This window comes from Pseudomonas serbica (assembly GCF_028823535.1).
GTDB lineage: Bacteria > Pseudomonadota > Gammaproteobacteria > Pseudomonadales > Pseudomonadaceae > Aquipseudomonas > Aquipseudomonas serbica.
Window position 1 is genome coordinate 780,891 of sequence record NZ_JAQIYM010000090.1, and the last position, 25,630, is coordinate 806,520.

Consider the following 25,630-nt stretch of genomic DNA (forward strand, 5'->3'; position numbering starts at 1 on the left):
TGTCCGGCACTGCGCACCAGGGGGTTACTTGTTTTTGAGCCGAGCCCGAAGGTGCCCGCAAGCCAACCGCCTAAAAATAATTGCATTAAAATGCCATAACTACTTGCAAGTGAACCCCTAGGGTAATACATTGTAGCTACAACAGTTATGGAATGGATTTTCATGAGAACGCGCACCTCAGCAACGCTCGTCACAGTCATATCTTTGGGCTTTATGTGCCTGGCACAGCCGGCGCTGGCGGAAACCACCAAGGTTTCGACCATGACCAGCCTCGACAACCTGCACGGCGGTAATTCCCAGGCAGTCTTGATCGACATGAAGGCCCGGTGCACCTACGCAGGAGCCTTAATGCCTGCCGAAGGCAGAAATAACTTCAAGGTCGAGGTTGAGCGCAAATCCTGCCCCAACGACGTCGGCATCCTGGTCGAAGAGATCCATGGCACTGCCTTCCTCGGTGAGTTTCCCATCGTGGAGCCTTGTAAAGACAGTGTCGATTGCTACCGGTCGCTGGAAGCGGGTGCAGTTGTCACTCTCGATTACACATCTGTGGCTAATGGAAATCAGGAATAGGTCATGGACATTCATTCCCTAAAGCTAAACCTGACCAACGTAATGCCGATTCTGGATGCAAATCTGGGTGCAGCATACCGCGAGTACATGGCTGGAGATTTACCCAAAGGCGCATACAGCTATGTGTTATCACGACATGCGATGGCGCTTTCTGTGTTATCCAAGGACGAACTAGAACCAAAAGTTGCTTATAAGTCTTGCGCGTTGCTTGCGATGGATTTGCGCTGTGGGCTGCAAGAACCGACTATGCGAACCTCAGGTGCTGAGTCTCAAGTCGAGGCTTGGTGGCAATGCTACCGGGATGCTGGTTACACCGAAGTGAACTCGTTTTTTAATGCGCCTATGCTGCCTTCGCCCTTGGCTGCTTGATTATCGAGTTGGGGCAGGGCTGGCGAGTAGAGCATCAAGAGAGAATCGACACCTCCGGGCCGGCCCGGCTGCTTGCAAACAGCGTCAGCCATCGCGCTTAATGGGATATGGATCTCCCCACCACCAGGATTTCAATCATGAGCAAAGCGAACCAAGCTTTCCAGCACACCCCCGTCAGACCGGCCCGCGAAGGTTGTCTGGGTGAGCAGGTGTTCCTCAAGAACTGGCAGGAGCTACTGGCGCAAGACAATGGCTATCACCCGGATTTTGACGGCCCCAACGGCATGCTGATGCACGTTGTTTCGCCGGGCGACGGAATCCTGACCCAGCGTCATGCCACGGTCGCGGCCAGCCTGGTGCGTTGGTTGGGAACAAACAATGGCCTGGGCTTCTTGCAGAAAGCCGACCTGATGTGCGACGTGATTGGGGACAAGGAAGAGGGCTACATCGCCGAGTGGGCGTTGGAAAATCGCCGGAGCAGTACCACAAACAGCGGTGTCCGCACTTTGGAAGCGGTGATGATGGAGCCGGGCGCTGTGAAGCCGCCGAAACTGAGCGCGGATGACTGCGAAACCATGGAGCAGGTCTTGATGTGGCTGGCGTCCCCCCACAGTGTCTACGTGGTCTCGGGCCAGGACTTCTTGAAAAAATGCCGTAGCGATATCGAGGCCTGTCTGCGCGAAGAGCGTAGCCGCTTGCGTGCCGCTCGCGGATTGGCGACCTCTCCTGAATCGGCCATGCAGCCTTGAGCCTTATTGACGCGTTGCCTCCTGATGTGGAAGCGCGTCTTCCCGGTATCCCCGGTGCTCGGAGCCATAGTCTGTGCACCTTCCAGTCAAGCAATTAATTTCACCTAAATTATTGCCAAGTTATCTCTAGCGTCATACAATGATCACACAGGATACCCCTGTTATTGGCGCTTGGAGCTTTTATGTCGTTCGCACTTTTAGGTTTCGCCTCTCTGTTGGTAGGCGCCGGTATGACCCTTGCCTTCAGCGATCATGCTGCGGCTGGCTCGGCTACCGGTGCATTCCTCGGGGCCGGTCTTTTTGGTATTGCCACGGCAATTTCGCTGCTCAAGCCAACGAAGTGAGCCAGGAATCAAAATGACCCCCGATCTGTTGAAGTGCCCGTACTGCAACGAGAAGCTGGAAGGCTACTCAGTCCCTGCCTTTACAGCGCCGTGCTGCGGGAAGCTGGTCGCGGCCCGCGAACGCGTCAAGCCTGTCGACGTGATGGTTTTCATCCCTCAACTCCATTACATGAAGGAACATGGTCTTGAGGGCGACATCACCAAAATCCCAGGCACCGTGCGTCGTGATCCATTTCGCCGCGATAGCCTCTGGACGATGGTCTACTTCGACGGCGATTTTTACGTCCGCCTGACCCCAAAATTCATGGAGTTGGAAAAGGCTGGGTTCTCCCATGGGGTGGCCATCAGTTCCAGGTTCAGCACCGAGGCTGGCGCCCATCAGTTTGCTGATACCTTGGATAAATTCTTCGATGCAATGGCTAAAACAATGCGGGCAAATCCAGAGCGCATGAAGCAGCTCAGGAAGAAGTGCAAGAAGCTCAGAAAGAAGCGAATCGGCTGATTCCCTGGAACAGGGCTGAGCTCTCAGGCTGGAGGAGATCCTCAATGACTACGTTTGATTTACTGATGAAATCGGTGAAGGACTCCGGCCAGCTCGTCGAGCGCCAGCCTGAATCCACCGCTGAGCTTCCACCTGAGGCTACGCCAGTGGCGCAGTCCAAACGCTATCTGGCCCTGCAGAAGACTGGCCGGCGAGCGAACGGAAATGAGCGGGATCACGGCAGCGTGGTTCACGCGGTCAAGTCTGGCGCCTGGGACGCGTTTTGCGGCGCCCACCCACAAGGCTCCTCTGACTGGAGCTGCACCGAGTCAGAAGCTGTGACATGTGATAGGTGCTTGCTCAAGATAGCGAGTCTGTCCGATGGCCAATGAACAATTTGCCAGCGTGACGTTCGATGATTTGGCTCTGGAGGACACAGTGGTGATCCAGGATCACGGCCACAACGCCCACGGAGCCAGGGGGAAGGTGTATTTCCTGGACGCCGACACCCAGCTCGTCTCGGTCGTCACGAACGGCTGCGTAGATACTTGGGAAGGCTACGCTGACGGTCTTCAGAAATTGGTTGCCTGAATATATCGAAGTTAAGGAGTTTATGCTCCGAGCATAATTTGCCTAATTTCGGTATAAACCCCTTAGCCTTGCCATGAAAAACGGTGCCGAGTCAGTAAAAAAAGCACCCATTTTGACTCTTATGGAGAAGACCCTATGCCGAGTAAAAAACCGCTTACCGCGCTTCAGATTGCCGAAAAGCTGGAAGGGGAGCATAACCTTGCCATCCGTGCCATGGACATGGCTAGTGGGCACCCCCCGGCTCGGCAAAGCATGTCCAGTTCTTGGCCAAACACGACCGGCACACCAAGCAGTTCGAAGAGCTGATGGTTTCGCTCAAAACCCTTTTGAAGGACGCCTAGGGGGCGTGGTGTTTTGAAAACTTTTCTGACTCTGTCGCAATACGGATCTACCTTTGATTGGGTAATAGCCTGCGTTGGCTTGAGTATGATGTGCCTGGGTTTCTGGCTGGCCGGGTACCGGTTTCTGACGGTGGTGGTCTCGATCCTAATGGCGGGTAGCGTCTTCCAACTACTATTTGGAATGGATACTCTAATATGGGAGTCAGGCTGGATGTGGTATGACTGGAGGGTGCCGTTGACCATGCTCATGGTGGGTAGCCTAATCTCCCTGGTGATCACCGCGTTCATCGTCAGGGACATGCTTGTTGCCAAGCGCAAGAACGCTGAAATCGAGGCATGCGCTGAAAAACCTGATCAGGAACCTGATCAATAGACTATTCGTTTCGCTTCAGATCGAAGCCCCGCCCTCAAAAGCGGGGCTAAGTCAGTAGGGGAGGCGCCGATCCAGCGCCATAGACCAGACCTGGAGCATCACTTGGACAAGAAATTCATCGAAGAAAAACTCAACCTGCTGGGCTCTATTCAGGCTGCTGCTGTGAATGTGCGGGAAGGTGAATTTTCCCAGCATACCCAAGTCGTACTCGCGGCGGTGATTGTTTCGGGGATCGTGTCTGTACCACTCCAATCATTGGTTTGGTCTTTGATCATCTGTACGCTCGCTTTCTTTCTGGCATTCAAAATGTGCAAATTGCCGAAGTCGTGGGGCGAGGCAATGGATAACAGATTGACCGATTACGAGCCGGTCGACTTTTTGGCCTATGCAAAGTTGCAGGAACAGACGAAAGAATGTGGCGAACTCGGTTTTAGTGCAGTGCTGAAGTGGGCTGCGCATGAAGAAATGGTCATTCGAGCCAATATACCAAAGCCTACAGATGGCGTGGGTCAGCGGTTCATGCGTAAGGAACTCCCCCAGGTTCGTTGAACCGAGGGGCGGGAACTGAGCAAGTAGAAATGACTAACCTGTCAAAGCAATAGAAGGGAAATCAGCATGGCACAAGTACAGAAACTCACTCTGGTCGACCGTGGCCAGGACTTCACTGAATGGTACGTTCGTGATGGCGTGGTGATTGACGTACAGCCCTTCGGTGCCCGAGTCTTCATCGGGTCGAAGGTGCTCACGCCGATCACCGCAGTTGGTCAGTCGATCAAGTATGTGTCGCGACAGGGCAATGAAGGAATTCTCAACTACCCGGTGGAGGCCATCGAAATCCTGGACGATGTCGAAGGTGCTGAAGTTGAAGGCTATGGTCGAAAATGGGCTGAAACGATTGGTATCCCAGCCTCGGATCTGGGCCTCTGATTGAGCCCAGCGCTAAACTCACAAGCCCCGCACACGCGGGGCCGTGTGCGTAGAGAAGGGGCATTTCTGCCCCAGGAAATCCCAGGAGAACCCATGGCACAGACTCTGGAACAATTCGTCGCAGAGGTGAAGGTCGATATCGAAGCCTTTGCTGCCGAATATCGCGCTTCGCACGCCGCCAACCCCGAGATTTTCCCGTTGAAGCTTGGCGACAACAACGACGGCCTGTGGCTCGAGTTCTTCACCGATTTTATGACTCGCGAGCGATAGGATCATGGAAGTAGGTTTTGGGAAATCGTTTCACCTGACGATTAATCTGCTCAATGAAGTTGGATTTCCGTCGGTGGGTCTTCGTGCATCTTTTCATCGGGAGAACGAAAAGCGAAAGCTTGATCCGTTCACTCCGGCCTTTCGCAGCAAAGGCGAGAAAGCCCGCAATCGCCACAAGCGGAACTAGTACCCTTCAGCAGGCGATGCCAATATAAGGTGATCGTCTATCAGCGTGCAGCTACGGAGCGTTATCATGACCGAAGGCTCGGGAATGTCGTATTACCAAAACAACGAACACAGCCGCGTTGTGACGCCGCTGGGAAAGATCGCCGACCTGCGAAATTCGTTTTATCGAGAGAATGAAAAACGTAAGGGCGATCCGTTTTCGCCGGCTATTCGCAGCAAGGGTGAGAAGGCCAGGAATCGCAGCAAGCGGAAGTAGACAGCGCCTGCATAAAACCCCGCCGACAGAAAGGGGGATTTTTCAGAAATATATCCAAAAAGTCACCATCGGAACGGTTTTGGATGCTCGATACACTGACCTCATCAACAAGATATGAGGTGACGTATGCGTTATCCAGAACAGATCTTCACCGCTGCTAGCTATCGCCGGTTCAAAGTTGCCTTCCGCTACCGGGAGGTAGGATCGTACACCAAGATCGCAAAGGAAGAGGGTGTCGGTGTCTCGGCCATCAGAGCAATGATTGTTAAGGCCGAGCGAGCAATCCGCCATTGGGAAATCCAGTCAATAGCGGAAGTCCGCTGTGCAGGCTTACCAGATGGCCCAACAACCGTACTGAATTGTCTCGGAAGTATGGATAGGGATGAGGTTGCCAAGTCACTGGCGACACTGACGCCTGATTTCATTGAGAACATCGGTGTGGGCCCGATTGGACTTAAGGAAGTCTACAACTGGGCTGGCGTGACATGTCCTCGTTGGTTAACCGACAGGAAGACGCCTGAGCAGGCCGAGATCGGACTTCGCTAGAAACCAACGGTTAGGGCACGCGTCCTGCTGTTCAGCTGCTTAATTCGAGCTGACGGCATGCTTGTTCATTCCGACGAATCGTTGACGCGGTTAAGCTCACGGATCGTGGTATTCAGTAGCTTACCGACATTGAGGTTCTGGGTGCCGACCGCTGCACTGAGCGCCACAACTGCTGTATCCAAGTCGCCGGTCTCGATCAACTCCTTCGCTTGCTGCTCGATCAGCGCGGCCCGGCTGCGCAAATCTTCGGCCATTTCCTGCATCACCTTGGCAATGCGTTCTGCGTTGAGCTGTTTCATGGTTTTCCTTTTTCGTGGATGCTGACCAGTTCAAATTAGCATCGGGGTGCTTGCAAGTAAACCCCTAGCGTAATACGCTACAAATCTATAAGGCGGCCAGCGCGGCGCTGTGAATTGCGGTAAAGCTGAAGAAGGTTTAAAAAATGGCTGAATGTAATCCAAATGGTTCACCATCCATCGGCATTCTTGAACCTGCAGTGGGTCAATCTGACGTGCCGATGTGGCTCATGGAGATCTTCGCCCGCCGCGATCTCAACATGCGTAAGGGGAAGCTGGCGGCCCAGGTAGCTCACGCGGCCTGCGCTCAGCTGCTCAACTCGATGGATGACTTCGGCGAGTACCGGGTTCTCTCGGCGCTGAACTACCAGAGGCTGTTGCAGCTGATCGAACATGACGCGGTTGTTGTCGAAATGGTGGCTGACGAGGCCGAACTCCGGGGTTCGCTTGAGAATCCAGAGCTATCGACGGTCATCACGGATCGCGGGCTTACCGAGTTTGGCGGTGTGCCGACGGTGACCACTGCTGCCCAGGGCGTATTCACGCCGTCTGCCAAAAAAGCTGTTCCGCTCGCCGGCGCCGACCTGATTGCTCGCCAGTGGTTCGTGTTCTCCAAGCAGCAGCCGCTGCCCAAGGAGGTTGCGTCCAAAATGGCAGCACTGGGTTGCCTGACGATGATGGCGAGCCTCCTGACGCCGCTGGCGGGCTCCAGTGACGGCTCTATGAAGCTGTGCCTGTCCGATCCCGCACTGCGCGGTTGGTTGACGGCAGGTTTCGGTAAGATCGGCATGGGCATCAAGACCGACGCTGACCTCGAGGTGTTGAAGGAGAGACTCGACACTTCCAACGTGCATTTCGTTGGCTTCGATTCTGGCACCAGCAAGTTGCTGGTAATCGGCCCTGAGTTCCCCGAGCGTATGTCGACCATCACCGGTAAGGAATCGGAGCTGTACACGGCGGGGGCGCTGTCGCTTCTGTAGGCTGGTCGATTTCATTTTTCGCCCAGGCTTCCTGGGCTTTCTGGAGGTTTCAATGAATCTTTATGTACTGTTTGGTCAGCGGATGTGCATCAACTACCCCGGCGAATACGCGCTCGAAGCTTTATCCTGCGCTTCAGAAGCGGACATGGACGGAAACCCGGACTACATTCCTGAGCAAAAGGCTAAATACGAGGCGACGAAAGAGTTCGAGCGCCTGGCGGTGGTAACGCTTAACGTCAAAGAGAGCGATATCCGGGCGATCATGTTCCCGGAAAACAATGCCGTACCGGCCACCGTCATTGCCGATTAAGGGGTCAGCATGTCCAGCAGCTTCAATGATCGAATCATCCAGTGCTATGACCGCTGCGACCTGATGGTAGGCCGTTGGCGGATGACCGAGGCGATCTGTTCGTCGAAAGGGATCTGCGTTCTGCTCGATGGGAAGCCGTTCGTTTTCTGCGGCATGCATGATTGCGACCAATCCGTGCGCCAGGCCAATGATCTGGCTGGCAGTGCGCAGCTGCTGGCGGCGGTCAAGGGCTTTGGGCTTGGCACGACGCTGTCTGTTGGCGTGGTCAAAGGCCGCTCAATCGATGCAAGCCACTTCCCCAGTGTGCTTCTGAAAGAAGAGTTCGGGGGAGGCGTGGAGGGAACGATGGTCGAGTTCTTCCGGATTGATCACCCTGGGCAAATCCTCATCGCTCAGATGCTTGTCATCGACGATCAGATTGGGCCGCTTCTCCATCCTGGGGAGTGGACGAAGACGGGTTTCGACATTGTTCATGAGTGGCAAGAAATCAAAGAGCACTGCGCCGGCTTGTTCATCGCGGATGAAATGGACAAACTCGCTGAGCTTGCAAAGCAAAACAATGCTACTAAAATGACATGAAATAGCACTGTGAGTCATTCCCATGGCCGATCCGAATGAAGACGTAAAATTGACCGAGGAGGGCGCCAACAATGGCGTCCTTAAGACCTCCGCCCCGGTTCATGAGGTAGCCTGCATGTATTGCGGTGCAGATGACACCAAGGGCCACTGGGAATGCGTGCATACCGGCGACGAGGAGTCATTCGAAGGCTGGGAGGACTGGTTCTGCTGCCACGTTTGCCGTGATGCCGGCCAACCATGCGAAACGTTTCATAAGATCCCGTTACCCATCGAATAGCACTGGACTTACCGATCATTATTGACGCGTCTTTGCGGGTCAAATATGATCAATTGACGTGACTGCATCCAGTGGATGTCGCAGATGAGGCCCGCGCCGAATTCTGCAAAACGAAAACCGCCTCTCTCAGGGCGGTTTTTTGTTTTTGTGGCCAAGGCCTGGCAAATCCTCGACCGCGCCGGCGACTATTCCAAATAAATGGTTGCCAATTAATCCCTAGAGGCATACATTGTGCGTCAGACAAATCTGTTTTGATCCATATATTTAATGGAATCTCACGAATGAAGCCATCTAAGCGCAACGCCATCAAAGCCATGGCAGACGAAGCGGCACGGGAAGTTTCTCGGCTCGAACAGGCCGTCGTGAAATTCATTCCAGGCACCTTGCCCCACAAGCGGCTCAGCGCCCAGCTGGAAAAGGCCCGTGGCCGTCAGCGTAGCGCTGAATTGAGCCTGTCCCGAACCACGCAGCCCTCCAACTGAGTCTAGCCATGTCCTTTGCCATTGAAAAAAGCCGAATTGATTTTCCATCGCGGTGGTTCACCCTCGGCATCGCCATAATGACCATTGCTCTGGCTTGGTGCATGGTTTTCCTTGATCAGGCAAGGGGTGCGGCCTACTTCACCCTGCCCGTAGTGATGCTCTTGCTTTGGTGCAATGACGCTAAAATCACCTACCTGAACACCCGCAAGATTAAGCTCTGCGTATGGGCTTTTTGCTTTGTGTACTGGATCGCCGGCAATGCCTTTCTGGTGCAGGTGATCAGTGTCGAGGGTGGCCAGCCGATCATCTCCAGCGGCCCGATCTACGATCTCTCTGCGCTCATGGCCCGGAAGGCGCCGCAAGCTTAAGAACTCCAACGACTTCATTCGTGGCGTCTATGCTGGCGCCATAAACATAACATTTCGAGAGAATTGCCATGGATACCACCCAGCAAGCTGTAGCAGCCCCTAAGCCAGCCATTCAAGAGCGATGGGTGCTTGTTCCTGTTCAATGTGATGAGAACATCGCTGCGGCCATCTCGAACAACACTCCTGGGCCTTGTAACGCAGCGACTGCCAGCTTGATCTGGAATGCGGCGGTGACTTGGGCGCCGTCTCACCCGTTGTCCCAAAATCCACACGGGGTCGAGCGCATGAAGGTCTGCCGCCCTGGCTACCTTGGCCCGGCCAACCTGATGGTTGTCGACGCTGGCGACTACGATGCGCTGTTGGCACTGCTGGATGACCCGGATTACCCGGCCAAGCATGCTCGCCGGCTGATCGCCGAGCTGCGCGAAAAGGTTGCTCAACTGGAAGGCGATAAGAAGAACCTTCAGTCTGAGCTTGCGAAGTTTGGGAAAGTTGATCTCTTGTAACTCGGCTGATCAACCCACACCGGAAAATCGCCGAGCGTCTAACCGACGACGCGAAAATCGAATTTAGAAAGGACTGTTTACCCATGACCAAGCACATCAGCGACTCAGGCGATGAGACTTCCAATAATGCTCAGGATGTCAGCCAGCAGGGCAGCGATCCATCGCAAATGCATGAGCAGCGTAACCCATGGTTGCAAATCGAAAAGGATTTTCAGGCCTCGTTACCTCAAGATCTGAAACCCGGCCAACGCAAAGGCATCAATGTCAGTAGCCCATCCATTTTTGGTGCGCAACATAACTGCATCGAAGGGCAAGACTTTCAGTCGACTCTGGACATGGGTAACAGCCTTGCGAAAGTGTCGGACATGGGTTCGGTCATTCACGCAAGCGCCCAATCCGGCAACATGATGCCAATGGGAGGCTTTAGTAAGGCCACGCTGCTGAAAGATGTCAACGTCCGCAGTTCGGCCAACACTGAACCACTTCCTGCTAACGGGGCCGAATGTCTGGACGTGAAACCTGCGCAAGGTCTTTTCAAGGTAGTGCACGGGCCTCTGGGCTCCGATGGCTTGCCGGAGTCGGTGCGGCTGGAATCGCTCGGTGACTGGGATATCGAAAACCTCCCAGCGGGAACGATCCTGTCCGCTGCGGCTGATCTCCCGAATGGGTGTGAGCTTCACGACCGTGCGGCTTTCGAGGCGAAATTTCCGATCCCGAATTTCCTGAAGTTCTCCGACGTCCACAACTGCTACGTTGTAACGGTTATGGATGCCAGCTTCTATCCGCTTGCCGACTCCTACAATGCGCGACTAAACACCTGGAAAGCCTGTGCTGAGGCCGCCAGAAGCCTGGCTGATGGGGAGGAGGGGCGCTGGCAATCCCTGCACTCTGCAATGCAGCTGCAGCGCGATCACCACCGCAACGTTTCGAACGGTCTGCGCCAGCAAGCAGATTCTCTGGCTGAGACCTTACGTCAAACGATTGCAATGTACGCATCTGTTGCATGCGTTGAAGATGAAGACGATGACTCGTTGTGCACCCGTGTTAACGCGGCGCTGCTGGAATATGCGCGGGCGTTGAAATCGAGTGACGCACTGGCGTTCAAGATGATCGGCGTGAAAGTACCAAGCATGGCGACTGAGCCGGTGGGCGAGGTTAAGCGTTATGAAGTCGACCGATTTGGCGACAAACACCAGGACGAATTTGGCGAGTATGTGCTGGCTTCGGACTTCGATGCGCTGGTGGCGCAGGTGATTACCCAGGGTGAAGTTCCGCCTGCTGAGGCGATTCTGTACCAGGGTGAGCCTGGCAAGTTGGCTGTGCGATTGCCGCACGAGCCGGCGCCGACAGGCCTGGGCTGGAATTTCCACCGTAAATGGGAGCTGCGCCGTAGTGCCTACTCCTTTGAAGCCATGACGGCCCGCCTGGAAAGCTTTGCCAAGCTCCTGGAGACCGCCGACGTGATCATTCGCCACTGGATCAACAACGAGACCATGCGCGGCTTTACGCTCGCGGCGTCGGAGCGGTTCCTCGAGGACTATCGACGGTTGAATTCGCCAACGGAGAGCGTTTAACCATGCCTGAATTTAGGACTATCACCATTGGCTACGCTGCTGAGGATGCCTTGATGTACAAAGCTCAAAAGCCTGCGGGCTACGTTGACGAATTCGACTTAGACCAGGTCGATGGCAATGGCAATGGCAATGGACTTTATGCAACGCTTTGGCGCCACGGTGGGGATAGTCCAAGCGGGGAAAGACGCATCGCGTTGTTCCGCGACCCGAGTGAAGAGCTGCAGCTAATCCGTGGGCGCGTGGCCATGCTGGAAAAGTACGAATCAGAGTTCCTACGCCTGATTCGTGAGGCCGAGGCTGAACGGGACTTCTTGAAGGAGCAGAACGCGAGGTTTGTAGACCTGCTCGAAACCAGCTCGAATTTCTTGTATGACTGGGGCCGTAGGGACGGGCTGGCGCATGCCGAGGAGATCAATGCTGTCCTCCAGGAAGCGAAAGCTGAGGTGGTGCACGGCGACCCTACCGACAACGTGGTGCTCATCGACTATCTGGAGAGCAAGATCGTCGGTAAAACGATCAGCGTTGATGTGTCGACCTGTGACCACGATGCAGGCAATCGCATTTTCTGTACCGTCGCTGAGCTGATGCGCGAGGGAGATGGCTTCAGCATCCTGGCGGAAGATCCAAAACCGAACTACAGCGCCGCAGAAGAACTGCTTCAGGTGGAGGCCCAGCGCGACGCTAATAACGCGCAAGTGCTTCAGCTTCAATTGGCTATTCGCAGGTTCCTTCGTATCGATGGGATCTCTGTAGACGGCTCATCCGCTCGAAACAGCGCATTGATCGCCCTGGCTTCGTTCGCGCCATCTGTAGTCGGTGAGCCTCTTACATCGCTTTTGGCGGAAGGTCATGTTTCAGCGGCGGAACCGGAACAGGCCAAAGCTGAAGTTGCTGATTTGCTCGGCCTGCAGATCAGGCTGTTGGACTGGAACCGCGCCCACGCCGAGCCGCCGATCAAGCCTGGCTACGAATACGGCGTCGCTGCCGCAGTCTTTGAGCAGTTGATGCCCGCCGACACCCAGTTGGGTCGTGTGCTGAGACAAGTCGTGACTTCAGCGCTGGGCGCTGGCTCCGATGTGCCGTCCACATAACGCTATTCAATTGAGAAAGTAAGGAACGATCATGCCTGGTATGGGACTTTTGAACGACGGCTACAAGCCGAATAGCTGGGACAACAAGAGCGCAAAGGAAAAGCAAGCGCCAGTAAATGCCCCGAGTTACAACGGGGTAGGCCTGAACAGCGGCCCGATTGATCTGGCGCCGCGTGCGGACGAAGGTTTCGCTCTGCTGCACTGTGGCGGCACTGCTGTAAAAATCGGCTTCACCAATATGCGCCAGATCTGCACCTTGCTTTCTATCGGATCCCGCGATTTTGGCGGCTCCCCTGAGGTCGACAAGATTCTGAAGGCGTTCGCGGGTGTCGCCTGTGAAACGTCGGTTGGCAACCTGCCTCTCACTTCAACGTACTCCGAACAGCAACTGAAAGTGGCAGAAGAAAAACTGGCTCGTATCAAGAGCGCCTATGTCGCCCTCGAAGAGGCTGTCCGGTCATGAGCAAGTCAATGGTGCATGTGCTGATTCCCTACACGACCGAGGTCGCCTGCGGCATGCCGGGTCACATGGCGAATGCTGGTGTAAGGGAGGACGTAACCTGCAAACGCTGCAAGAAGACGGATCAATACAAAAAACTGCCCAATGCTAAGAAGGTGAAGCGATGACCGCTAAAACCGTTGAAATGCCCCTCGATCTTCTTAATCGCATGTCGGCGCTCTGGCCGGAAAGCGTTGGAAACGACGGCTCTGGCGGCATTGGCTTTCTGCCGCACGTCACAGAGACGGTGAACGAGTTCCGCACAGCGCTGGCTGCCCAAACCTTAAGGGCTGCGCTGGCTTCGGCTGAACAGCCTCATGCTGAGGAAGTTGGGGGCAACCAGGAAAGAATGGCGGCGGGGCTGACTGCTGTGTCGGAGACGCTCCAGCGCCTGATGACATTCCTGTACGACACCGGACAGCGGCGCAGGGCCACCCTCAATCGGAACCCGAGCGGGCACTATGTGTCGGCGACCATCGCCGGCGTCGCCCCAGTGGCAGCCCGATTCCACAATGACGTCGAATCGGCAAACATGGTGTTGATCGACATGATCGCGCACCTCAACGAAGGTACCGACGGCCTCGAGGTCGATGTCCTGCGCCAGCGCAATGTGCTGCTGGAAAAAGCTCACCAGGATCTGCAGGCGAAGTTCAAGGTGCTGACGAAAGTTCCGCCGTTGTACGCGGCAGTCGAGCGGGCCGCTGGCGAGCTTCCGGAAGGCTGGGAGATCCAGATGGGCATCGAGCGGGGCGCCGGCACCGTCAATCTGTTCGACCCGGATGATTGCGAGGTTGAGTTTGCGACCAACCATGAGCGCCTGGACTATACGGTGATCGACGCGCTTGAGGCCGCCAAGGCCCAGAGTCAGGGGTCAGCTGCTGCGAGCAGCGGGGAGGGAGCCCATGGATAAGCACTGCAAAGGCTGCATGCACCACTACAACGCCGGCTGGCCGAAAGGCCACAAGAACGCGAAGAGCAACGACCGGTGCACAAAACACGGCACCTATGCCTCGCAAGCAATCGGCCACTGCAAAAACACGAACATGAAAACGATCAAGGTGGTTGAAAATGGAATTTGAGCTGATTACGGCAACGCGAGCGCTGTTGAAGGGTATCGAGGGTGATTTGCCCGCCGATAGTCCATTCCTGGCCGACCTGCAGGATCTCCTGGCTGGCGCCAACGAATACCGTGTGGCTGGCGCAAGGCTGCCGGCTCTGCGCGTGGCTGACGAGGGTCAGGAGCTGGATACTTTTGACAAGGGCTGGAACGCCTGCGTTGAGAAGGCGACTTCTCTGAACAACCCTCGCTCCATTTCCACTCTTCGTGGCAGCGCCGGCGAGCCAGAGGTTTTCATTCATGTGCACGAGCTGATCGGCAGCGGCGGTGGTATCTGGCTGGGCAGCTCGAACGAGGATGATGTTCGCAAGGCCTACGACGAAGGTGAAACGGGTACCGAAATTGTTTCCCTGGTGCGCCTGGGGGATCACCGTGAGCATGTGTCCAAGCTTCTGATCCGCAATATGGAGCTGGAAACCGAGGTCAAGGCATTGAAACTGGCCGACACGGACAATCCTGCTAAGCCTTGCACCAACCTGGAAGAAGCCAATAAAAAGCTTCTGCACTATGGGCAATGGGTGGCGGCCCAGACCCATAGGCTAACTCAGGCGTGGGGGCGAATCGATTTGCTCGAGGCGCTGGCGAGTAAGCGTCAGGTTGGACAGTGCATTGATTTTGCTCCACCACCAGCTGTATCGGGTACAAACTGGTGGGATGGCCTTAAAGCTGAAGCCTACGGTGTGTTCTGGACGGATAACGGGGTTGCCCACTCGCGTTTTACGCAGGAAGGTGAAGGCCCGCGCTCTCTGGCTTTTGGTCGTGATTACGTGAAATCGCTATTCGGCGATGATTGTTCCGATATCGAGCCTGTGGTTCGTCTGTCGGAAGTCATACGATTGTCTGCTGGCTGCACGTGTAGGCAGGCTGAGGCGCCAGCTAACAATTCAGTTCAGGGGTAGGCTTACCAGTGGCTAAAATCAGAACTTTCAGCGCTCACTCAAAGGCTCAAGCAGTACTTGCGATTGCTCATACCTTGATGGACGAAGACCTTCCAGATACCCACGATATCTACGTCAGTGGTCGAAACCCTGGGCTTTCGCTCATGATCTGGGACGGCTCTCGTAAGTGCAACGTGCACGGCCATGGCAACAGTAACTCGATCATCGTCACCGTTGGTGAGCGGCAGGATTTTGAGTTCCCATCCGGTGATCCGAAGGATTCGGCGGAGGTCTACACCTTCTCCCACCGCAATTTCTACGACGCTGCAGTGCTGGTTGTTGACTGGCTGTGCAAAGGCAAGCGCACCTACGAGGAGTCTCTCGCGTGAAAACGTATCCCCTCAAAATTGAGTGCGATGCCTCGCCTGATGGCGGCGCCATATACTTCAGCCGGGGGCAGCACGATTCTGAGCTATTCCTCGCAGCGGTGCGCGAATTCGGGATGCAAGGTTTCTTAACGAAACCTGAACATTCACGGTTGCGGCGCATTCGACCTGGCGGCTTCCTGTGGCTTCCCAGCTATTTGCTGGTGAGACGCTACGATTGGTTCCCCTGCACGATTTCTAGTGCATGGGAAAGGTGCTAACGAAATGGAGCAAGCAGAAATGACGCTACGACTCGGTGATACTGTCGCCAAAGCCGCATTGGATCTGCTGAACAGCATGGACAGCGACACCTGCTACGACGTCGGCCCGCTGCAGGAGGCCCTGAGTGATTGGGATGCGGGGAAGGCCACTTTGGGAAATAGCGTCGAGGGCGGTGATAAGCCGAAGCCAAGGTACCGACTGCTGGAGGACGGGGACAAGATTCTGCCTAGCGACTATTGGCTGCTTGATGACACCGAGACCTGGGTCAATGTCGGTGATCGGGCCAGTTCCTGGATAGGTGCGATTTTCAATGGAAGCTTTCACCATCCTTGCCGGCGCCAGATCCAGGACGAGCTCCAAGATGCCGTCTGAGTTCGACCCAGACGGAAACATGGTTACAGCACAGCGAAACCATCTTCAGATGATTGTGGTTCTGGTTTCTTCTCTAGATTCACCATTTCCCCACTGCGTGCGGTTGCCTCCAGAGGAATTCGCCCTTCGCTGAAAATATGGGTCAGATACCGAGGAATGGCCTGGAAAACCTCTGGCGACATCTCGCTGAAATTGGTGCAGTGAATCAGGTTCAGATGTTTGATCGCTTGCGCCACAGAAGGTGTTGATTGCAGGTCAAAATCCTTCACGGCCTCGTTTACGACGCAGACATCGAAGAAGCTCCCCCCGTTGAACATCTTTTCGACTGATTTGATGAGCTTGGCCATCGCGTGGTCGTGCCAGATGTTTTCCTCTCGCTGCTCTGGGTAGATGATCTGTTGGGCAATGCTCTTGGCCTTCCGGATGGTCAGATAGCGCCGGCCATCGATCTCTCGGATCACGAACTCTTCCGGCTTAACGTCATCCGGGGTCGCATAATCGACCTCCCGTCCTAACCAGTAATCCAGGGTCTTTTTGGCGTACATAAGAATGTTCATAACCTTTCCTTGAGGGGCTTTGAAGCGATTATTTATTTAACCATAAATTGTCACTAGGGTGCCTTTCTACCACCAGTCCATCACGGCGGGCGACCACATTTTTAGGTGATTTTCAAAGATAATGGTGTTAAATTGCCATTCTCAACTGATAGTGACCTAGACATTGCATGGATACGAACATGGGCAAATTGATTGGAGTCCCGCAGAAAGACGTCGAAGAGATGATCAAGGTGTACGAGCGCCTGGCCGACAAAGAGCCGGATGACGGGGAAGGGCGCTACCTGGCCCAGCACTACCGCTTCAAAGCCAACGAACTGCGTAACCTGCTGGTGCCAGTCAATTTCACCCCGCCGCAGGCCGATGCCAACTGGCCGGTGCTCGAAAAGCCGGCAAAAGTGGGCGCAGCTCGGTTTCAAGCGGGAGTTTCATCTCATCTGGTGGTGGAGGCAGCGCAGCGTCTGCACGCCTACGAAGTTACGCCAGAGAAAGAAGCGGCCCGCATCGCTCGGGGCAAAGAATCCCTCACTGAACTGCGCGAGCGACTCGGTCTTGAAGGGGAGCAAGGTGCATGGCTTCGATGATTCAGATCGACCTTACTCGACCGATTGTAATCGAGTCCGCTCAATACAAGCTTGATCAAGGCGGCGTCACAGTAGGCGTGCCGGGGACTCAAGACATCATCCTAGAAGGCGAGGATGCAGAGACGTTTTATTTGTGGGTGCTCAGTTACTGGAAACAGGAATTCGAGGGCAACCTGCAAAGTCTGTGTACTAACGCTGTGCACGGCCCGATGCTGACCACCTGGCTGCCGCTGGTGACCTTTCGCGAGGACATATGCTTCAGAGGCTTTCCCATCCACAATGAGGCGATCCTGGCCCTCATGGAGCGCCTTAGGGTGCTGACCCGTGAGTGGCGAGCGGCTGGCGTAGACACGGTTTATTTCCATGGCTGTCGGCTTCCAGACACTATTGAGCCGGCTCGCCTCTCGGCAGATCAGCAGATCTCTCCAGTTGAGAGGGTCGGAGCATTGATCCTCCCGGCCCGTAGGCCTGACGACTATCCCTCACCGCGCACGCGAGATGCCTGGAACGAGTGTATCGATGAGACGATCCAGTTAAACGGTCATCTCGCGCAGATGGCAGCCAATGCCCGGCGCTATGAGAAAATCCGCGCACTGGTCGGTATGGATCAACTATCCATATCGATTGATCATGATTGCTACACCCAGTACGTCGATTCCAGTGAAGAACTGGATAGCTCCATCGACAATCTGGCCGCTCGGCTCGGGAAGTAAGACATATACACCCACGCTAACTAACGCACCGTTTGGTTTGGTGCAACTTAATTCTTTCGTGGCCGGATTAATTAGAAAAGGAACTGAATGATGCTGACCATTGATGCCGCTCGCCGAGTCACCAAGACCAAAGAAAATTGCGACGACATTCCGAAACTTGAAAGCGCACTGGAAAGTCTTTTTGAAATTGATGGGCTCGACCGCCACAAGCTGTGGAACACTTGGACGGAAACCAACGAGTATCGCCATCGCCTGAAAGGCTATTGGATCAACAAATGGAATTGCACCGACACGCACGTTGGGGAAATGGCATATTTTCTCGATGACGAATTGGTGTTTACTTGCGAGCTGACCGCACGCACAGGTGTGACTAAAATCTACTTTGTTGATCAGAATTCGTACAACAAAATTAAAGTCTATATGGACTTTTTCCGTATTCCTGCTGAGCTTTGTGAGCCGGATTTTATCGGCGATCAGCAAACCGATGAAAGACAAACTCGCAAATATTCAGATAGCTGCCTGCACCGTCGTGGTTCTTATCAAAATCGCGAAGTTGAAATCGCCCACATCCCCTATGAAATCCGAAGAGAACTGAATCTCCCAGGTTCAGACTGTAACTTTTTCTACGCGCTTTTCCCATATGTTTACGTGGTAGAAGATGGCTGTAAAAAACCTGTGCACATGAGCGAATTGAGCTTCGGCTTGAACGTAGACGGTAATTAAGCAGTCGATCATTTATTGAGAAAGGTTAACGTGACAATGAATAACCCGCTTGTTGAGTTTGCAGTAGTAATAGCTTTGTTCAGTGTTATTGGCTCGGCGACAATTGCTTTCCTGCCATTTATCTCGTTCTTTACAGTATTGCCAGTTTGCCTGCTGATGTTAGTGTTGCATCTTGGGCACGGATGTTTGTTCATGGCCCATATGCGGCCTTTGATTGCAGATCACCCGAAAAGGTCGAGAATGGAATCAGGACTTAATACCGTGGTGGTAGCGAGCGGTGCTATAACGGTCATTATTTTGCTGATGTTTACAACAGCTAAAGTGCTTACGGCCTAAAGTCAGCCATGCCTAGGCCGTTACAGGTCGTCGCCAGCCATGGGGTAACGAGCCGAGGTTGCTCCGTGGATGCGTGTGTTGCTCCACCGGTATCATGGGATTTACCAGCAACTGAAATAATAGGGTGCGGCTGAATGAAGAAGATGAGTGATTTTTCCAGGTCGCAGATCAGAAAAATTGAACAGACGATTGAGCAGTGCAAGGATCAGGAGACCAGGCTTAAATCGTTTGCCTTCCTCGGCGCCTATTACATGGCTTCTGATGCCTACCATTCTCTGGTCAAAAACCACCCAGAAGAAACGGATGCCATTGAGAAATTGCAGTCAGTCTACAAGGCTGCTGAAAAGATGCAGTTCAGCAACGAGTTTCCATTTTCAACTGACGCCTTAAAAGAAACTCTGAAAGAAACTGAGAACTTAAAAGATACGGTCAGCGATTTTGCATACCGGTTCGCCTACCGAAAGCTCAATGATTTTGTTCAATGGGCAAAAATCAATAAGAAAGCCCCTGAGGTGATCCAGCAGTATGCCGATCACCTGAAAGGTTTTCATAAGGATCGAAGTCAGAACCATATCGAGCCTTCCGGCCCATCGCTGTAATCGAGGAGGTTGAAGTCGTGTCAGACCCCACAAAGTGGAAACCCATCGATGCCAACCGGGCTGTGCGCTCAGTTAAGGCCGGCGCTAAGGTCTGGAAGCTGCAGAGTCCATTCTTTTCTGGCGGTGCGACGTACGCCCATGCCCTGCAGACCCCACGCGGAACCTGCTACGTTGTCAGCAATTGGGTGATGTCCTCGGTGGTGGCCGCCCAGGCAGAAATTGCGCAGCTGGCGATTGAGGCCATGAAGTCAGGTGGTCGTGGGGAGTCGTCTGATTTTCAGCCGTGTTGATCGGAGAGAGCTCGTACTTCCCGCGTAAGACGGGCTTACTGAAATCATGGTTGGCTTAAACCAGGCGCTAAAATTATCGTTGACGCCTGGTTTTTTAATATTAAATAGAAGCGTCAATCTTCCACTATTGGCATTGTCATAAACGGCCCTTTGGGGCTAATGTTGACGTTCGTGGACAAATACTGAAGATGCGCATTATGAGACTTAATCGCCTGGCGCTCGTCTTCGAACCATGATTTGAATTCAGCCTCTTCAATACAGCCTTTTATTTTGACTGCATTTTGAAATTTCTGAAATCTACCAGCATCAATTGGCGTATACGAGCAGAGTTTTTCTTCGAACATCATGACCCATGTTGGTTTGTTTCTTATATGGTGCTCAATAAACTTGGAGGCTATGAACCAGGTTGCCGCACCCATTGAAATACTGATTATAAATCCTAGAATAATCAACAGTACAGCGTCCTTTGGAATGATTGAAGCAGCCGCACAAAGTGACACTAAAAATACTGACCAACTAATTGCGTAGATTGCGGCTTCAGCCCAATTAACAGCTGGAACATCACCAAAAGACAGCGCATATTCATGAGCGGTCTTGATATCGCGCAGTTTTTTCCTGGTTTCTGCACATTGTGAAAGTGTTTCAGGCAGCATCTTACAAGCCTCTCAATAAATTCAGGTGGCAACGTAGTGTTCAAGGTTGTAGCCAAAAAGCTAATTCCGGGTAGACGGGTAAAGGCCGGTAAGGATTGGCACGCGGGACGCAAAATCCACCGTGCGACAACCCGTTAATGCCGATGTAACCCCGTGTTTGAAGCTGAATCCGAATGAAATCCCCACCTTCCTGATACTGATCGTCCAGGATGATCTGGTCTTCATCGATGCCAAGATGCTTCCCGACCGCCCAGGCCCAAGCGGTGACTTCAGAGTCGCCGCATTGGAGGAGGGCGCGGGAGACCGGTTCATCGGGGTTCATGAGGTCGATTTCCGGATCTGCAAAGATCTGCCGCATGCTGGCGTACAGGTTGCCACTCATCATGTGTCGGTATCGTGACGGAATTACCGCCAGGTGTCCGGCTTCGTGGAGCAAGACGGACGGCAAGCACTTTGAGTCGACCTGCACTTTACCCTCAACGAGCGCGATGTTCTTCACGAAACCAGTGGCTCCTGGAACAACCGAGACCGGCAGGCCTGCCTCATTCAAAAAGTCCATCACCTTCTGGGCGAGTGGACAGTCGAGTTTTGCTTCGGTCGATTGGTTGTTCATCAGGGCGTCCGTGTGATTCGTTTTCGAGGTGTGCAGAGCATAGCGAAGTCGATTTGCTACAGAAATGACAACCGTTCGAAAGAGACCAGATGGTACTCAAACGGCTGACAATTTACCAATATCGTCGACGGTCAGGAGAACTTGCAAAGTCGGGTAGGTGAACCCAGCCATTGGTCGCTCAGGGGGTTGGGCTTTCGTCATGGTCTCTGGTTTCGATGGCGCCAACCACATCCAGGACAGGGTAGCTTTCAAGGTCGATACCACTCATAGCCTGAAGTATCCAGTTAGGCAGGTAATTGAAGACGACCTCACCACGCGATTCATAAACGAAGCGATCACTGGATCTGATGAACACCCCGTGTTGCGCTTCTTCTCCCATCCACATGCGAGCTCGGTAGTCGATGGTGTATCCGTTAGGGAGCTCAACCCAGAAGTGCGTCATTTCAGGGGTTGCCCCATCCAGGTCGCTCAAGATGCCGCCAATCACCTCATGCTCGATGTCGTTGGCGCTCAGCACTGCCGAGATCAACCGGCACATACCATCACACTCGACCTGCGCAGCGTCCAGAGGATCAAGCCAGGCTTGGAGTTTGAGGGCAAATTCTTTGGTGGTGATCGGCATTCTGAGGCTCCGTTTTTTCATCGCTGGTTGTCAGTCTAACAAAGCACGGCGGTCTGCTTCATCCGTTTCCGGGCCGCTGCCAGAGAAGCGTGTCTCTCCGACGATGACCGAACCACTTGGATCGACGTACATCTCCATGTCCATGTGGGTGCAGAGCGTTTCGTTGAGCCTGATGGTACGCGGGCCGCGTACGCTAACTCCATGAACTACTCCATCCAATTGCTGATGCAAATGGGTGGAGTTTCGCAGAGATAAAAAATCCCTGCCTCGGCAAGTTCCCTACCGGATTGGTGCTGTCGGTTGCTCGTGCAGAGCCCAATTCAATGCCACCCGTGCCGAGGCCGCATCTCGCGGCTCTTGGTGCCCGCACGGGCACCGATGAAAACGCTCCGCCAAGGTCTTTTTAACGACCGCGCCGCAGGCGGGGCAGGTCTGACTTGGTTTTGCTTTTCGGGTCGGCACGTCAACGAATTCGCCACCAGTCTCCGTCACTTTGTAGCGAATCAATTGAGTGAATAATGCAGGGGCCGTATCGAGAATTTCTCGATTCAACCCGGATTTTTGTGCAACGTTTTTGCCTGGTTTTTCCGCTGTGCCTTTGGCGCTGCGGGTCATATTACTGATCTGCAATTCTTCCATCGCGACCAGCGCATTCTCGCCGGCCAGCTTGGCACTGACTTTGTGCAGGTGATCAAGCCGGCGCCGCGCTTGCAAGGCTCGAGCCTCGCTCAGCACCTTGATTGCCCGCTTGCGGCGATTGGAACCTCGTTTCTTACGCGAGACTGACTGCTGCAAGCTGGCGATATGCGCGGCGGATTCCCGGTGGAGGCGTGGGTTCTCCACGACCCTGTGACCGCCGAATTCATCGGCGATGCTCAGGAAATACTCAACACCCCAATCCATCCCGACCGCTGCGTGGGCCGTTCGCTCACGTACGATGCTCTCCGGTTCGACTGTCAACGACAGGTACCAAGTATCGTTGCGAAATAAGAGATCCGAAGCGCAAATGCGCCCGCCCTGGCGAGCGATGCCCCGGCACGGGATGTGGCCGATGCCGCCGATACGCAGCCGGCCATGTTTCCAGTTAGCGCCGGGTGTGAACGTCCAGCCATCACCATGGCTCTTGAAGCTGAAACCAGGGTAACGCTGTAGGGACTTGAAACGCGGATAGCCGGGAGTTTCACCGGCCTTGATGCGGCGGAAAAACGCTTGAAAGGCTTTGTCGAGTTTGCGCAGGGTCATTTGCTGACTAGAGCAGTTGGCAAACGTCCATTCCGGCAGGCTCTGGCGGATAACCGTCAGAGATTTGCATTGGTCAGCGTAGGAAATTGATTTTCCACATTTCTGCCAGGCTTCCGAACGCTCTTGTAGCGCTGCGTTGTAAAGTTGCTGATGCCCGCGCAGCAGCTCGAACAACAGGACTTCCTGTTGTTTCGAGGGGTAGAGCCTGTAGCTCACCTTGCGCTTTTGAGAGGCATCGGCCAAAATGGTTACCATGACAAATATCAATGTAAACACCTTAAACCATTGCGAATATTCACTCAACTACCATTTGGTTATGGTGACTAAATATCGCAAGAAATGTCTGACACAAGCGATGCTTGACGAGTTTTCGCAACAGGCTCGTGAGCGTTGCGAAGCCTGGGGCGGTGAGGTCAAGGAGGTTAACGGCGAGGCTGATCACGTCCATTTACTGATTGAATTGCCGCCATCGGTTGCGCTGGCAGATTTTGTGAATGCTTTAAAAACTGGCACCAGCCGACGCCTGCGCAACTTGTTTGCCGATCATCTGGCGAGGTTTTATCAAAAACCGACGCTTTGGAGCCGGAGCTATTTCATCGCCAGTTGCGGCGGAGCACCACTGGAAGTGATCAAGCAGTATGTGCAACAACAAGAAAGGCCTGGGCACTGACGTGCCCGCGATTCCCCTCCAACCAATTCAGAGAAATGGATGGAGCCCCCTCGCTACTTTTGGTGGGCAACGAGGTAGGCATCAATCGCGGTCGCCACCTCATCCCCGGTCATTTCAATTACGACGCCTGGGCCCAACTTGGTCTGGCCATCGCCATACTTAACTTCCATTAATACGTACCTTCAGGGAGTGCCAGGGCTTCGCGCACGCGGGTCAGGAAGTCCTGCTTGGCAGCCAGCTCGGTGTCGTGATCCGTATCGATTCGGCAGCCACCCCTCTCTGGATTGGCGTTGACACGGAATTTCATTCTGCCGTTGTCCAGAATGCGCTCCAGTCTGATGTTAACGTACACGAACTCACTCATACTGAGCTCGGCCATCTGTGTTTCTTTGTAGTCGCTTTCGGACATTTTCCCTTCCTCTTAATAATATTCAGGCGGAGAGCCATTCTTGGCATGCCGGCGAGGATAGCAACAAATAGCTTGCGCGTGAAGCCCTAGGGTAATACATTTGTGGGCGATAGAGCGGAGCGGACAAAGCTGCGCTCCAATTAACCGGCGCCGCCCGTGCCGAACACAAGGAAGGCTCGAAATGTTGATTAACAACACCCCGATGTGCGAACGCAAATTTGGACACAACTGCAAAAATGGCACCGAGATCAAAGCTGACCGCTGCGACTTCAAAACCGGCGTGACGGTCATAAAGCCTGCCAACATCAGCGACGTGAAGTTCTGTCAGGACATCAGCGAATTCAGCTCGTTTCATGCCATGCACATCCGCGATGATCTTCATGAAGGGTTTTGCGGGTATGACAACATCAGCTTCACCATCGAAACCTGCAAAGACGAATAACCGACGAAACTTGCCTGGAGGGCTTCTGACGCATGGCCGACAAAGAGCTTAAATGGGGACAAACCCCGTTCGATGAATGCACTCGCGAAGAGCTCATTCAACACTGCGCTCGCCTGTATAGCGCGACTTCCGCACTCAGTTCTGTAGCAGGAATGCTTAAAGACAGCAGCGGGTTCTGGAAGCACGGAACAGGCGGTGAAGCGGTAGAGAAGGGCCGTCAGGCCTTGGAACTGGCTCGCAACGGTTATGATGACGTGAACATCAGACGCGCTCATCTGCGCTACGCAGAGAGTTTCCTATTCGCTGATGCGCCTGGACTTGAACTTCGGTCGGACTGGAACCTTTGCCCGGACTGCGGACAAATGATCTCTCCCATGATTGGCCCAAGTAAAGCTGGGAAGCTATGTAGCGATGTATTCTCGGGAAATTGTTCCGGGGTTCTTCGCGAGCTTTCTTGGGATGACCTCAAGCCAAAAGTCGATAAATAGCAGTGAATTGGCGATAACTGCTTGCTAATGAATCCCTAGAATAATACAATAGTCCTACTTTCCAGCGGCCAAGCCCTTCCCGGCGTGGCCGCAATCGACCAGGACGGAAGACTCCATGACCGCAAACGACAAAAGCGCCACCGTTCATCAAGCAGATGACGTAAAAGAGGCCGTACTGAACGTCCTCGACAACACCAGCAAGGTGATTCGCGAGTTTGCTGATGCCAAAGCGTTTGTTGCCTTCTGCGATGAGCATGGACTTCTGGCCACCGACACCGATCAGGACGCCTACACCGAAGCCGGGCTTCTGACGGCCTATCGTGAGCTGCTGGTCGAAGTTTTGACCTACGATCAGGTTCTGGGTCACTACCGTCGCCTGCTGGAGCTTCATCCAGGCAAGGCGCTGCACATCGGCCAAGATGACTACGCTGTCCTGGACAAGGATGGTTACTTGTACGGGGTTAACAAATCCAACACGGAAACCTTCACCGAGGCCGGCGTCTACGATTTTGATAGCTCGGCGTACAACACCTGCGTCGGTGGTTGGAATGCGGATACCTTCGTTGAGACCTGGCGGTATATCGAAGATCCTGTGTTTCTCGATTTCGCCCAATAACATGGAACCGCGCCGGATTGAGAGATTCGGCGCCGTGCATAAAGGAAAAGCATCATGCCAAACGTTACCCGGCCCGATGGGCAGCCTGTAAATGTAA

At 54.0% G+C, this 25,630-nt stretch carries 47 protein-coding genes; 40 read left to right on the forward strand and 7 right to left on the reverse strand.

The window, feature by feature from the left end:
* Window positions 1-162 precede the first annotated feature (162 nt).
* From NQL71_RS34815 to NQL71_RS34880, 14 genes are all read left to right on the forward strand, one after another.
* Complete coding sequence (locus NQL71_RS34815) at window positions 163-570, forward strand: hypothetical protein (RefSeq protein ID WP_274644153.1); 408 nt, start codon at window positions 163-165, stop codon at window positions 568-570.
* Window positions 571-573: 3 nt separating this feature from the next.
* Entirely contained in the window at window positions 574-939 is a 366-nt protein-coding gene (locus tag NQL71_RS34820; RefSeq protein WP_274644154.1) for a hypothetical protein, read from the forward strand.
* A gap of 137 nt (window positions 940-1,076) precedes the next feature.
* Window positions 1,077-1,688, forward strand: coding sequence for a hypothetical protein (locus tag NQL71_RS34825; protein ID WP_274644155.1), 612 nt, complete (start codon window positions 1,077-1,079; stop codon window positions 1,686-1,688).
* 182 nt (window positions 1,689-1,870) lie between these two features.
* A complete protein-coding gene (locus NQL71_RS34830) occupies window positions 1,871-2,032 on the forward strand; it encodes a hypothetical protein (protein WP_274644156.1) in 162 nt (53 codons plus the stop codon).
* 13 nt (window positions 2,033-2,045) lie between these two features.
* Window positions 2,046-2,534: a hypothetical protein gene (locus NQL71_RS34835; RefSeq protein ID WP_274644157.1), complete on the forward strand. Its 489-nt coding sequence runs from the start codon at window positions 2,046-2,048 to the stop codon at window positions 2,532-2,534.
* A gap of 44 nt (window positions 2,535-2,578) precedes the next feature.
* On the forward strand, window positions 2,579-2,905 hold the full coding sequence (locus NQL71_RS34840; protein ID WP_274644158.1) for a hypothetical protein: 327 nt from the start codon (window positions 2,579-2,581) through the stop codon (window positions 2,903-2,905).
* Window positions 2,895-3,104 carry a hypothetical protein gene (locus NQL71_RS34845; protein ID WP_274644159.1) on the forward strand — a complete coding sequence of 70 codons (210 nt, stop codon included), beginning with the start codon at window positions 2,895-2,897 and terminating at the stop codon, window positions 3,102-3,104. Before NQL71_RS34840 ends, NQL71_RS34845 begins: the two co-directional genes overlap by 11 nt.
* A gap of 354 nt (window positions 3,105-3,458) precedes the next feature.
* The gene (locus NQL71_RS34850) at window positions 3,459-3,818 is read left to right on the forward strand and encodes a hypothetical protein (RefSeq protein ID WP_274644160.1); all 360 of its coding nucleotides are present in this window, start codon (window positions 3,459-3,461) and stop codon (window positions 3,816-3,818) included.
* 102 nt (window positions 3,819-3,920) lie between these two features.
* The gene (locus NQL71_RS34855) at window positions 3,921-4,367 is read left to right on the forward strand and encodes a hypothetical protein (RefSeq protein ID WP_274644161.1); all 447 of its coding nucleotides are present in this window, start codon (window positions 3,921-3,923) and stop codon (window positions 4,365-4,367) included.
* 66 nt (window positions 4,368-4,433) lie between these two features.
* Window positions 4,434-4,745 carry a hypothetical protein gene (locus NQL71_RS34860; protein WP_274644162.1) on the forward strand — a complete coding sequence of 104 codons (312 nt, stop codon included), beginning with the start codon at window positions 4,434-4,436 and terminating at the stop codon, window positions 4,743-4,745.
* A gap of 93 nt (window positions 4,746-4,838) precedes the next feature.
* Window positions 4,839-5,015 (forward strand): hypothetical protein, encoded by a 177-nt coding sequence (locus NQL71_RS34865; RefSeq protein WP_274644163.1) that lies wholly within the window; start codon window positions 4,839-4,841, stop codon window positions 5,013-5,015.
* Between the two features lie 4 nt (window positions 5,016-5,019).
* The gene (locus tag NQL71_RS34870) at window positions 5,020-5,202 is read left to right on the forward strand and encodes a hypothetical protein (protein ID WP_274644164.1); all 183 of its coding nucleotides are present in this window, start codon (window positions 5,020-5,022) and stop codon (window positions 5,200-5,202) included.
* Window positions 5,203-5,268: 66 nt separating this feature from the next.
* Window positions 5,269-5,457, forward strand: a complete 189-nt coding sequence (locus NQL71_RS34875) for a hypothetical protein (RefSeq protein WP_274644165.1) — start codon at window positions 5,269-5,271, stop codon at window positions 5,455-5,457.
* Window positions 5,458-5,583: 126 nt separating this feature from the next.
* Entirely contained in the window at window positions 5,584-6,003 is a 420-nt protein-coding gene (locus tag NQL71_RS34880) for a hypothetical protein (RefSeq protein WP_274644166.1), read from the forward strand.
* A gap of 65 nt (window positions 6,004-6,068) precedes the next feature.
* Here NQL71_RS34880 and NQL71_RS34885 read toward each other — a convergent pair whose 3' ends face one another.
* Window positions 6,069-6,302, reverse strand: a complete 234-nt coding sequence (locus tag NQL71_RS34885; RefSeq protein WP_274644167.1) for a hypothetical protein — start codon at window positions 6,300-6,302, stop codon at window positions 6,069-6,071.
* Window positions 6,303-6,445: 143 nt separating this feature from the next.
* On the opposite strand from NQL71_RS34885, the gene NQL71_RS34890 reads away from it, so the two are divergent.
* From NQL71_RS34890 to NQL71_RS34965, 16 genes are all read left to right on the forward strand, one after another.
* Window positions 6,446-7,279, forward strand: coding sequence for a peptidyl-tRNA hydrolase (locus NQL71_RS34890; protein WP_274644168.1), 834 nt, complete (start codon window positions 6,446-6,448; stop codon window positions 7,277-7,279).
* A gap of 52 nt (window positions 7,280-7,331) precedes the next feature.
* Complete coding sequence (locus NQL71_RS34895) at window positions 7,332-7,589, forward strand: hypothetical protein (RefSeq protein ID WP_274644169.1); 258 nt, start codon at window positions 7,332-7,334, stop codon at window positions 7,587-7,589.
* A 9-nt stretch (window positions 7,590-7,598) separates the two neighbouring features.
* The gene (locus NQL71_RS34900; protein WP_274644170.1) at window positions 7,599-8,168 is read left to right on the forward strand and encodes a hypothetical protein; all 570 of its coding nucleotides are present in this window, start codon (window positions 7,599-7,601) and stop codon (window positions 8,166-8,168) included.
* 22 nt (window positions 8,169-8,190) lie between these two features.
* Window positions 8,191-8,445, forward strand: a complete 255-nt coding sequence (locus NQL71_RS34905) for a hypothetical protein (protein ID WP_274644171.1) — start codon at window positions 8,191-8,193, stop codon at window positions 8,443-8,445.
* 281 nt (window positions 8,446-8,726) lie between these two features.
* Window positions 8,727-8,927 carry a hypothetical protein gene (locus NQL71_RS34910; RefSeq protein ID WP_274644172.1) on the forward strand — a complete coding sequence of 67 codons (201 nt, stop codon included), beginning with the start codon at window positions 8,727-8,729 and terminating at the stop codon, window positions 8,925-8,927.
* An 8-nt stretch (window positions 8,928-8,935) separates the two neighbouring features.
* Complete coding sequence (locus tag NQL71_RS34915; RefSeq protein WP_274644173.1) at window positions 8,936-9,295, forward strand: hypothetical protein; 360 nt, start codon at window positions 8,936-8,938, stop codon at window positions 9,293-9,295.
* 68 nt (window positions 9,296-9,363) lie between these two features.
* Complete coding sequence (locus NQL71_RS34920) at window positions 9,364-9,801, forward strand: hypothetical protein (protein ID WP_274644174.1); 438 nt, start codon at window positions 9,364-9,366, stop codon at window positions 9,799-9,801.
* Window positions 9,802-9,884: 83 nt separating this feature from the next.
* Entirely contained in the window at window positions 9,885-11,375 is a 1,491-nt protein-coding gene (locus NQL71_RS34925) for a hypothetical protein (protein ID WP_274644175.1), read from the forward strand.
* Between the two features lie 53 nt (window positions 11,376-11,428).
* A complete protein-coding gene (locus NQL71_RS34930; protein WP_274644176.1) occupies window positions 11,429-12,466 on the forward strand; it encodes a hypothetical protein in 1,038 nt (345 codons plus the stop codon).
* Window positions 12,467-12,515: 49 nt separating this feature from the next.
* Window positions 12,516-12,929, forward strand: coding sequence for a hypothetical protein (locus tag NQL71_RS34935; RefSeq protein WP_274644177.1), 414 nt, complete (start codon window positions 12,516-12,518; stop codon window positions 12,927-12,929).
* Window positions 12,926-13,093 (forward strand): hypothetical protein, encoded by a 168-nt coding sequence (locus NQL71_RS34940; protein WP_274644178.1) that lies wholly within the window; start codon window positions 12,926-12,928, stop codon window positions 13,091-13,093. The genes NQL71_RS34935 and NQL71_RS34940 overlap by 4 nt, the downstream gene beginning before the upstream one ends.
* Window positions 13,090-13,875: a hypothetical protein gene (locus NQL71_RS34945; protein ID WP_274644179.1), complete on the forward strand. Its 786-nt coding sequence runs from the start codon at window positions 13,090-13,092 to the stop codon at window positions 13,873-13,875. Before NQL71_RS34940 ends, NQL71_RS34945 begins: the two co-directional genes overlap by 4 nt.
* Entirely contained in the window at window positions 13,868-14,044 is a 177-nt protein-coding gene (locus tag NQL71_RS34950; RefSeq protein ID WP_274644180.1) for a hypothetical protein, read from the forward strand. Before NQL71_RS34945 ends, NQL71_RS34950 begins: the two co-directional genes overlap by 8 nt.
* Window positions 14,034-14,981 (forward strand): hypothetical protein, encoded by a 948-nt coding sequence (locus NQL71_RS34955; protein WP_274644181.1) that lies wholly within the window; start codon window positions 14,034-14,036, stop codon window positions 14,979-14,981. Before NQL71_RS34950 ends, NQL71_RS34955 begins: the two co-directional genes overlap by 11 nt.
* 8 nt (window positions 14,982-14,989) lie before the next feature.
* A complete protein-coding gene (locus NQL71_RS34960) occupies window positions 14,990-15,349 on the forward strand; it encodes a hypothetical protein (protein WP_274644182.1) in 360 nt (119 codons plus the stop codon).
* A 276-nt stretch (window positions 15,350-15,625) separates the two neighbouring features.
* Complete coding sequence (locus NQL71_RS34965; RefSeq protein WP_274644183.1) at window positions 15,626-15,979, forward strand: hypothetical protein; 354 nt, start codon at window positions 15,626-15,628, stop codon at window positions 15,977-15,979.
* A gap of 23 nt (window positions 15,980-16,002) precedes the next feature.
* Here NQL71_RS34965 and NQL71_RS34970 read toward each other — a convergent pair whose 3' ends face one another.
* On the reverse strand, window positions 16,003-16,536 hold the full coding sequence (locus NQL71_RS34970) for a hypothetical protein (protein WP_274644184.1): 534 nt from the start codon (window positions 16,534-16,536) through the stop codon (window positions 16,003-16,005).
* Between the two features lie 179 nt (window positions 16,537-16,715).
* Here NQL71_RS34970 and NQL71_RS34975 point away from each other — a divergent pair, with 179 nt between their 5' ends.
* From NQL71_RS34975 to NQL71_RS35000, 6 genes are all read left to right on the forward strand, one after another.
* Window positions 16,716-17,117, forward strand: coding sequence for a hypothetical protein (locus tag NQL71_RS34975; RefSeq protein WP_274644185.1), 402 nt, complete (start codon window positions 16,716-16,718; stop codon window positions 17,115-17,117).
* The gene (locus NQL71_RS34980; RefSeq protein ID WP_274644186.1) at window positions 17,105-17,830 is read left to right on the forward strand and encodes a hypothetical protein; all 726 of its coding nucleotides are present in this window, start codon (window positions 17,105-17,107) and stop codon (window positions 17,828-17,830) included. The genes NQL71_RS34975 and NQL71_RS34980 overlap by 13 nt, the downstream gene beginning before the upstream one ends.
* 87 nt (window positions 17,831-17,917) lie before the next feature.
* Window positions 17,918-18,553 (forward strand): hypothetical protein, encoded by a 636-nt coding sequence (locus NQL71_RS34985; RefSeq protein ID WP_274644187.1) that lies wholly within the window; start codon window positions 17,918-17,920, stop codon window positions 18,551-18,553.
* Between the two features lie 36 nt (window positions 18,554-18,589).
* Window positions 18,590-18,889, forward strand: coding sequence for a hypothetical protein (locus NQL71_RS34990; RefSeq protein WP_274644188.1), 300 nt, complete (start codon window positions 18,590-18,592; stop codon window positions 18,887-18,889).
* Between the two features lie 134 nt (window positions 18,890-19,023).
* Complete coding sequence (locus NQL71_RS34995; protein ID WP_274644189.1) at window positions 19,024-19,488, forward strand: hypothetical protein; 465 nt, start codon at window positions 19,024-19,026, stop codon at window positions 19,486-19,488.
* A 17-nt stretch (window positions 19,489-19,505) separates the two neighbouring features.
* Window positions 19,506-19,778 carry a hypothetical protein gene (locus NQL71_RS35000; RefSeq protein ID WP_274644190.1) on the forward strand — a complete coding sequence of 91 codons (273 nt, stop codon included), beginning with the start codon at window positions 19,506-19,508 and terminating at the stop codon, window positions 19,776-19,778.
* A 113-nt stretch (window positions 19,779-19,891) separates the two neighbouring features.
* On the opposite strand, the gene NQL71_RS35005 is transcribed toward NQL71_RS35000, so the two are convergent.
* The 4 genes from NQL71_RS35005 to NQL71_RS35020 form a co-directional block, all read right to left on the reverse strand.
* Complete coding sequence (locus tag NQL71_RS35005) at window positions 19,892-20,431, reverse strand: hypothetical protein (protein ID WP_274644191.1); 540 nt, start codon at window positions 20,429-20,431, stop codon at window positions 19,892-19,894.
* 40 nt (window positions 20,432-20,471) lie between these two features.
* Complete coding sequence (locus NQL71_RS35010; protein WP_274644192.1) at window positions 20,472-21,044, reverse strand: hypothetical protein; 573 nt, start codon at window positions 21,042-21,044, stop codon at window positions 20,472-20,474.
* 178 nt (window positions 21,045-21,222) lie between these two features.
* Complete coding sequence (locus NQL71_RS35015; RefSeq protein WP_274644193.1) at window positions 21,223-21,666, reverse strand: hypothetical protein; 444 nt, start codon at window positions 21,664-21,666, stop codon at window positions 21,223-21,225.
* 279 nt (window positions 21,667-21,945) lie between these two features.
* Window positions 21,946-23,211 carry an RNA-guided endonuclease InsQ/TnpB family protein gene (locus NQL71_RS35020; RefSeq protein ID WP_274644194.1) on the reverse strand — a complete coding sequence of 422 codons (1,266 nt, stop codon included), beginning with the start codon at window positions 23,209-23,211 and terminating at the stop codon, window positions 21,946-21,948.
* Here NQL71_RS35020 and tnpA point away from each other — a divergent pair.
* Window positions 23,162-23,578, forward strand: a complete 417-nt coding sequence (gene tnpA, locus NQL71_RS35025) for an IS200/IS605 family transposase (protein WP_274644195.1) — start codon at window positions 23,162-23,164, stop codon at window positions 23,576-23,578. The genes NQL71_RS35020 and tnpA overlap by 50 nt on opposite strands.
* Window positions 23,579-23,747: 169 nt before the next feature.
* On the opposite strand, the gene NQL71_RS35030 is transcribed toward tnpA, so the two are convergent.
* Window positions 23,748-23,987 (reverse strand): hypothetical protein, encoded by a 240-nt coding sequence (locus NQL71_RS35030; protein ID WP_274644196.1) that lies wholly within the window; start codon window positions 23,985-23,987, stop codon window positions 23,748-23,750.
* 181 nt (window positions 23,988-24,168) lie between these two features.
* Between NQL71_RS35030 and NQL71_RS35035 the strand changes: the two genes are divergently transcribed.
* From NQL71_RS35035 to NQL71_RS35045, 3 genes are all read left to right on the forward strand, one after another.
* A complete protein-coding gene (locus NQL71_RS35035) occupies window positions 24,169-24,429 on the forward strand; it encodes a hypothetical protein (protein ID WP_274644197.1) in 261 nt (86 codons plus the stop codon).
* 32 nt (window positions 24,430-24,461) lie between these two features.
* On the forward strand, window positions 24,462-24,917 hold the full coding sequence (locus NQL71_RS35040; RefSeq protein WP_274644198.1) for a hypothetical protein: 456 nt from the start codon (window positions 24,462-24,464) through the stop codon (window positions 24,915-24,917).
* 115 nt (window positions 24,918-25,032) lie between these two features.
* Complete coding sequence (locus tag NQL71_RS35045) at window positions 25,033-25,533, forward strand: hypothetical protein (protein WP_274644199.1); 501 nt, start codon at window positions 25,033-25,035, stop codon at window positions 25,531-25,533.
* The last annotated feature ends 97 nt before the right edge of the window (window positions 25,534-25,630 follow it).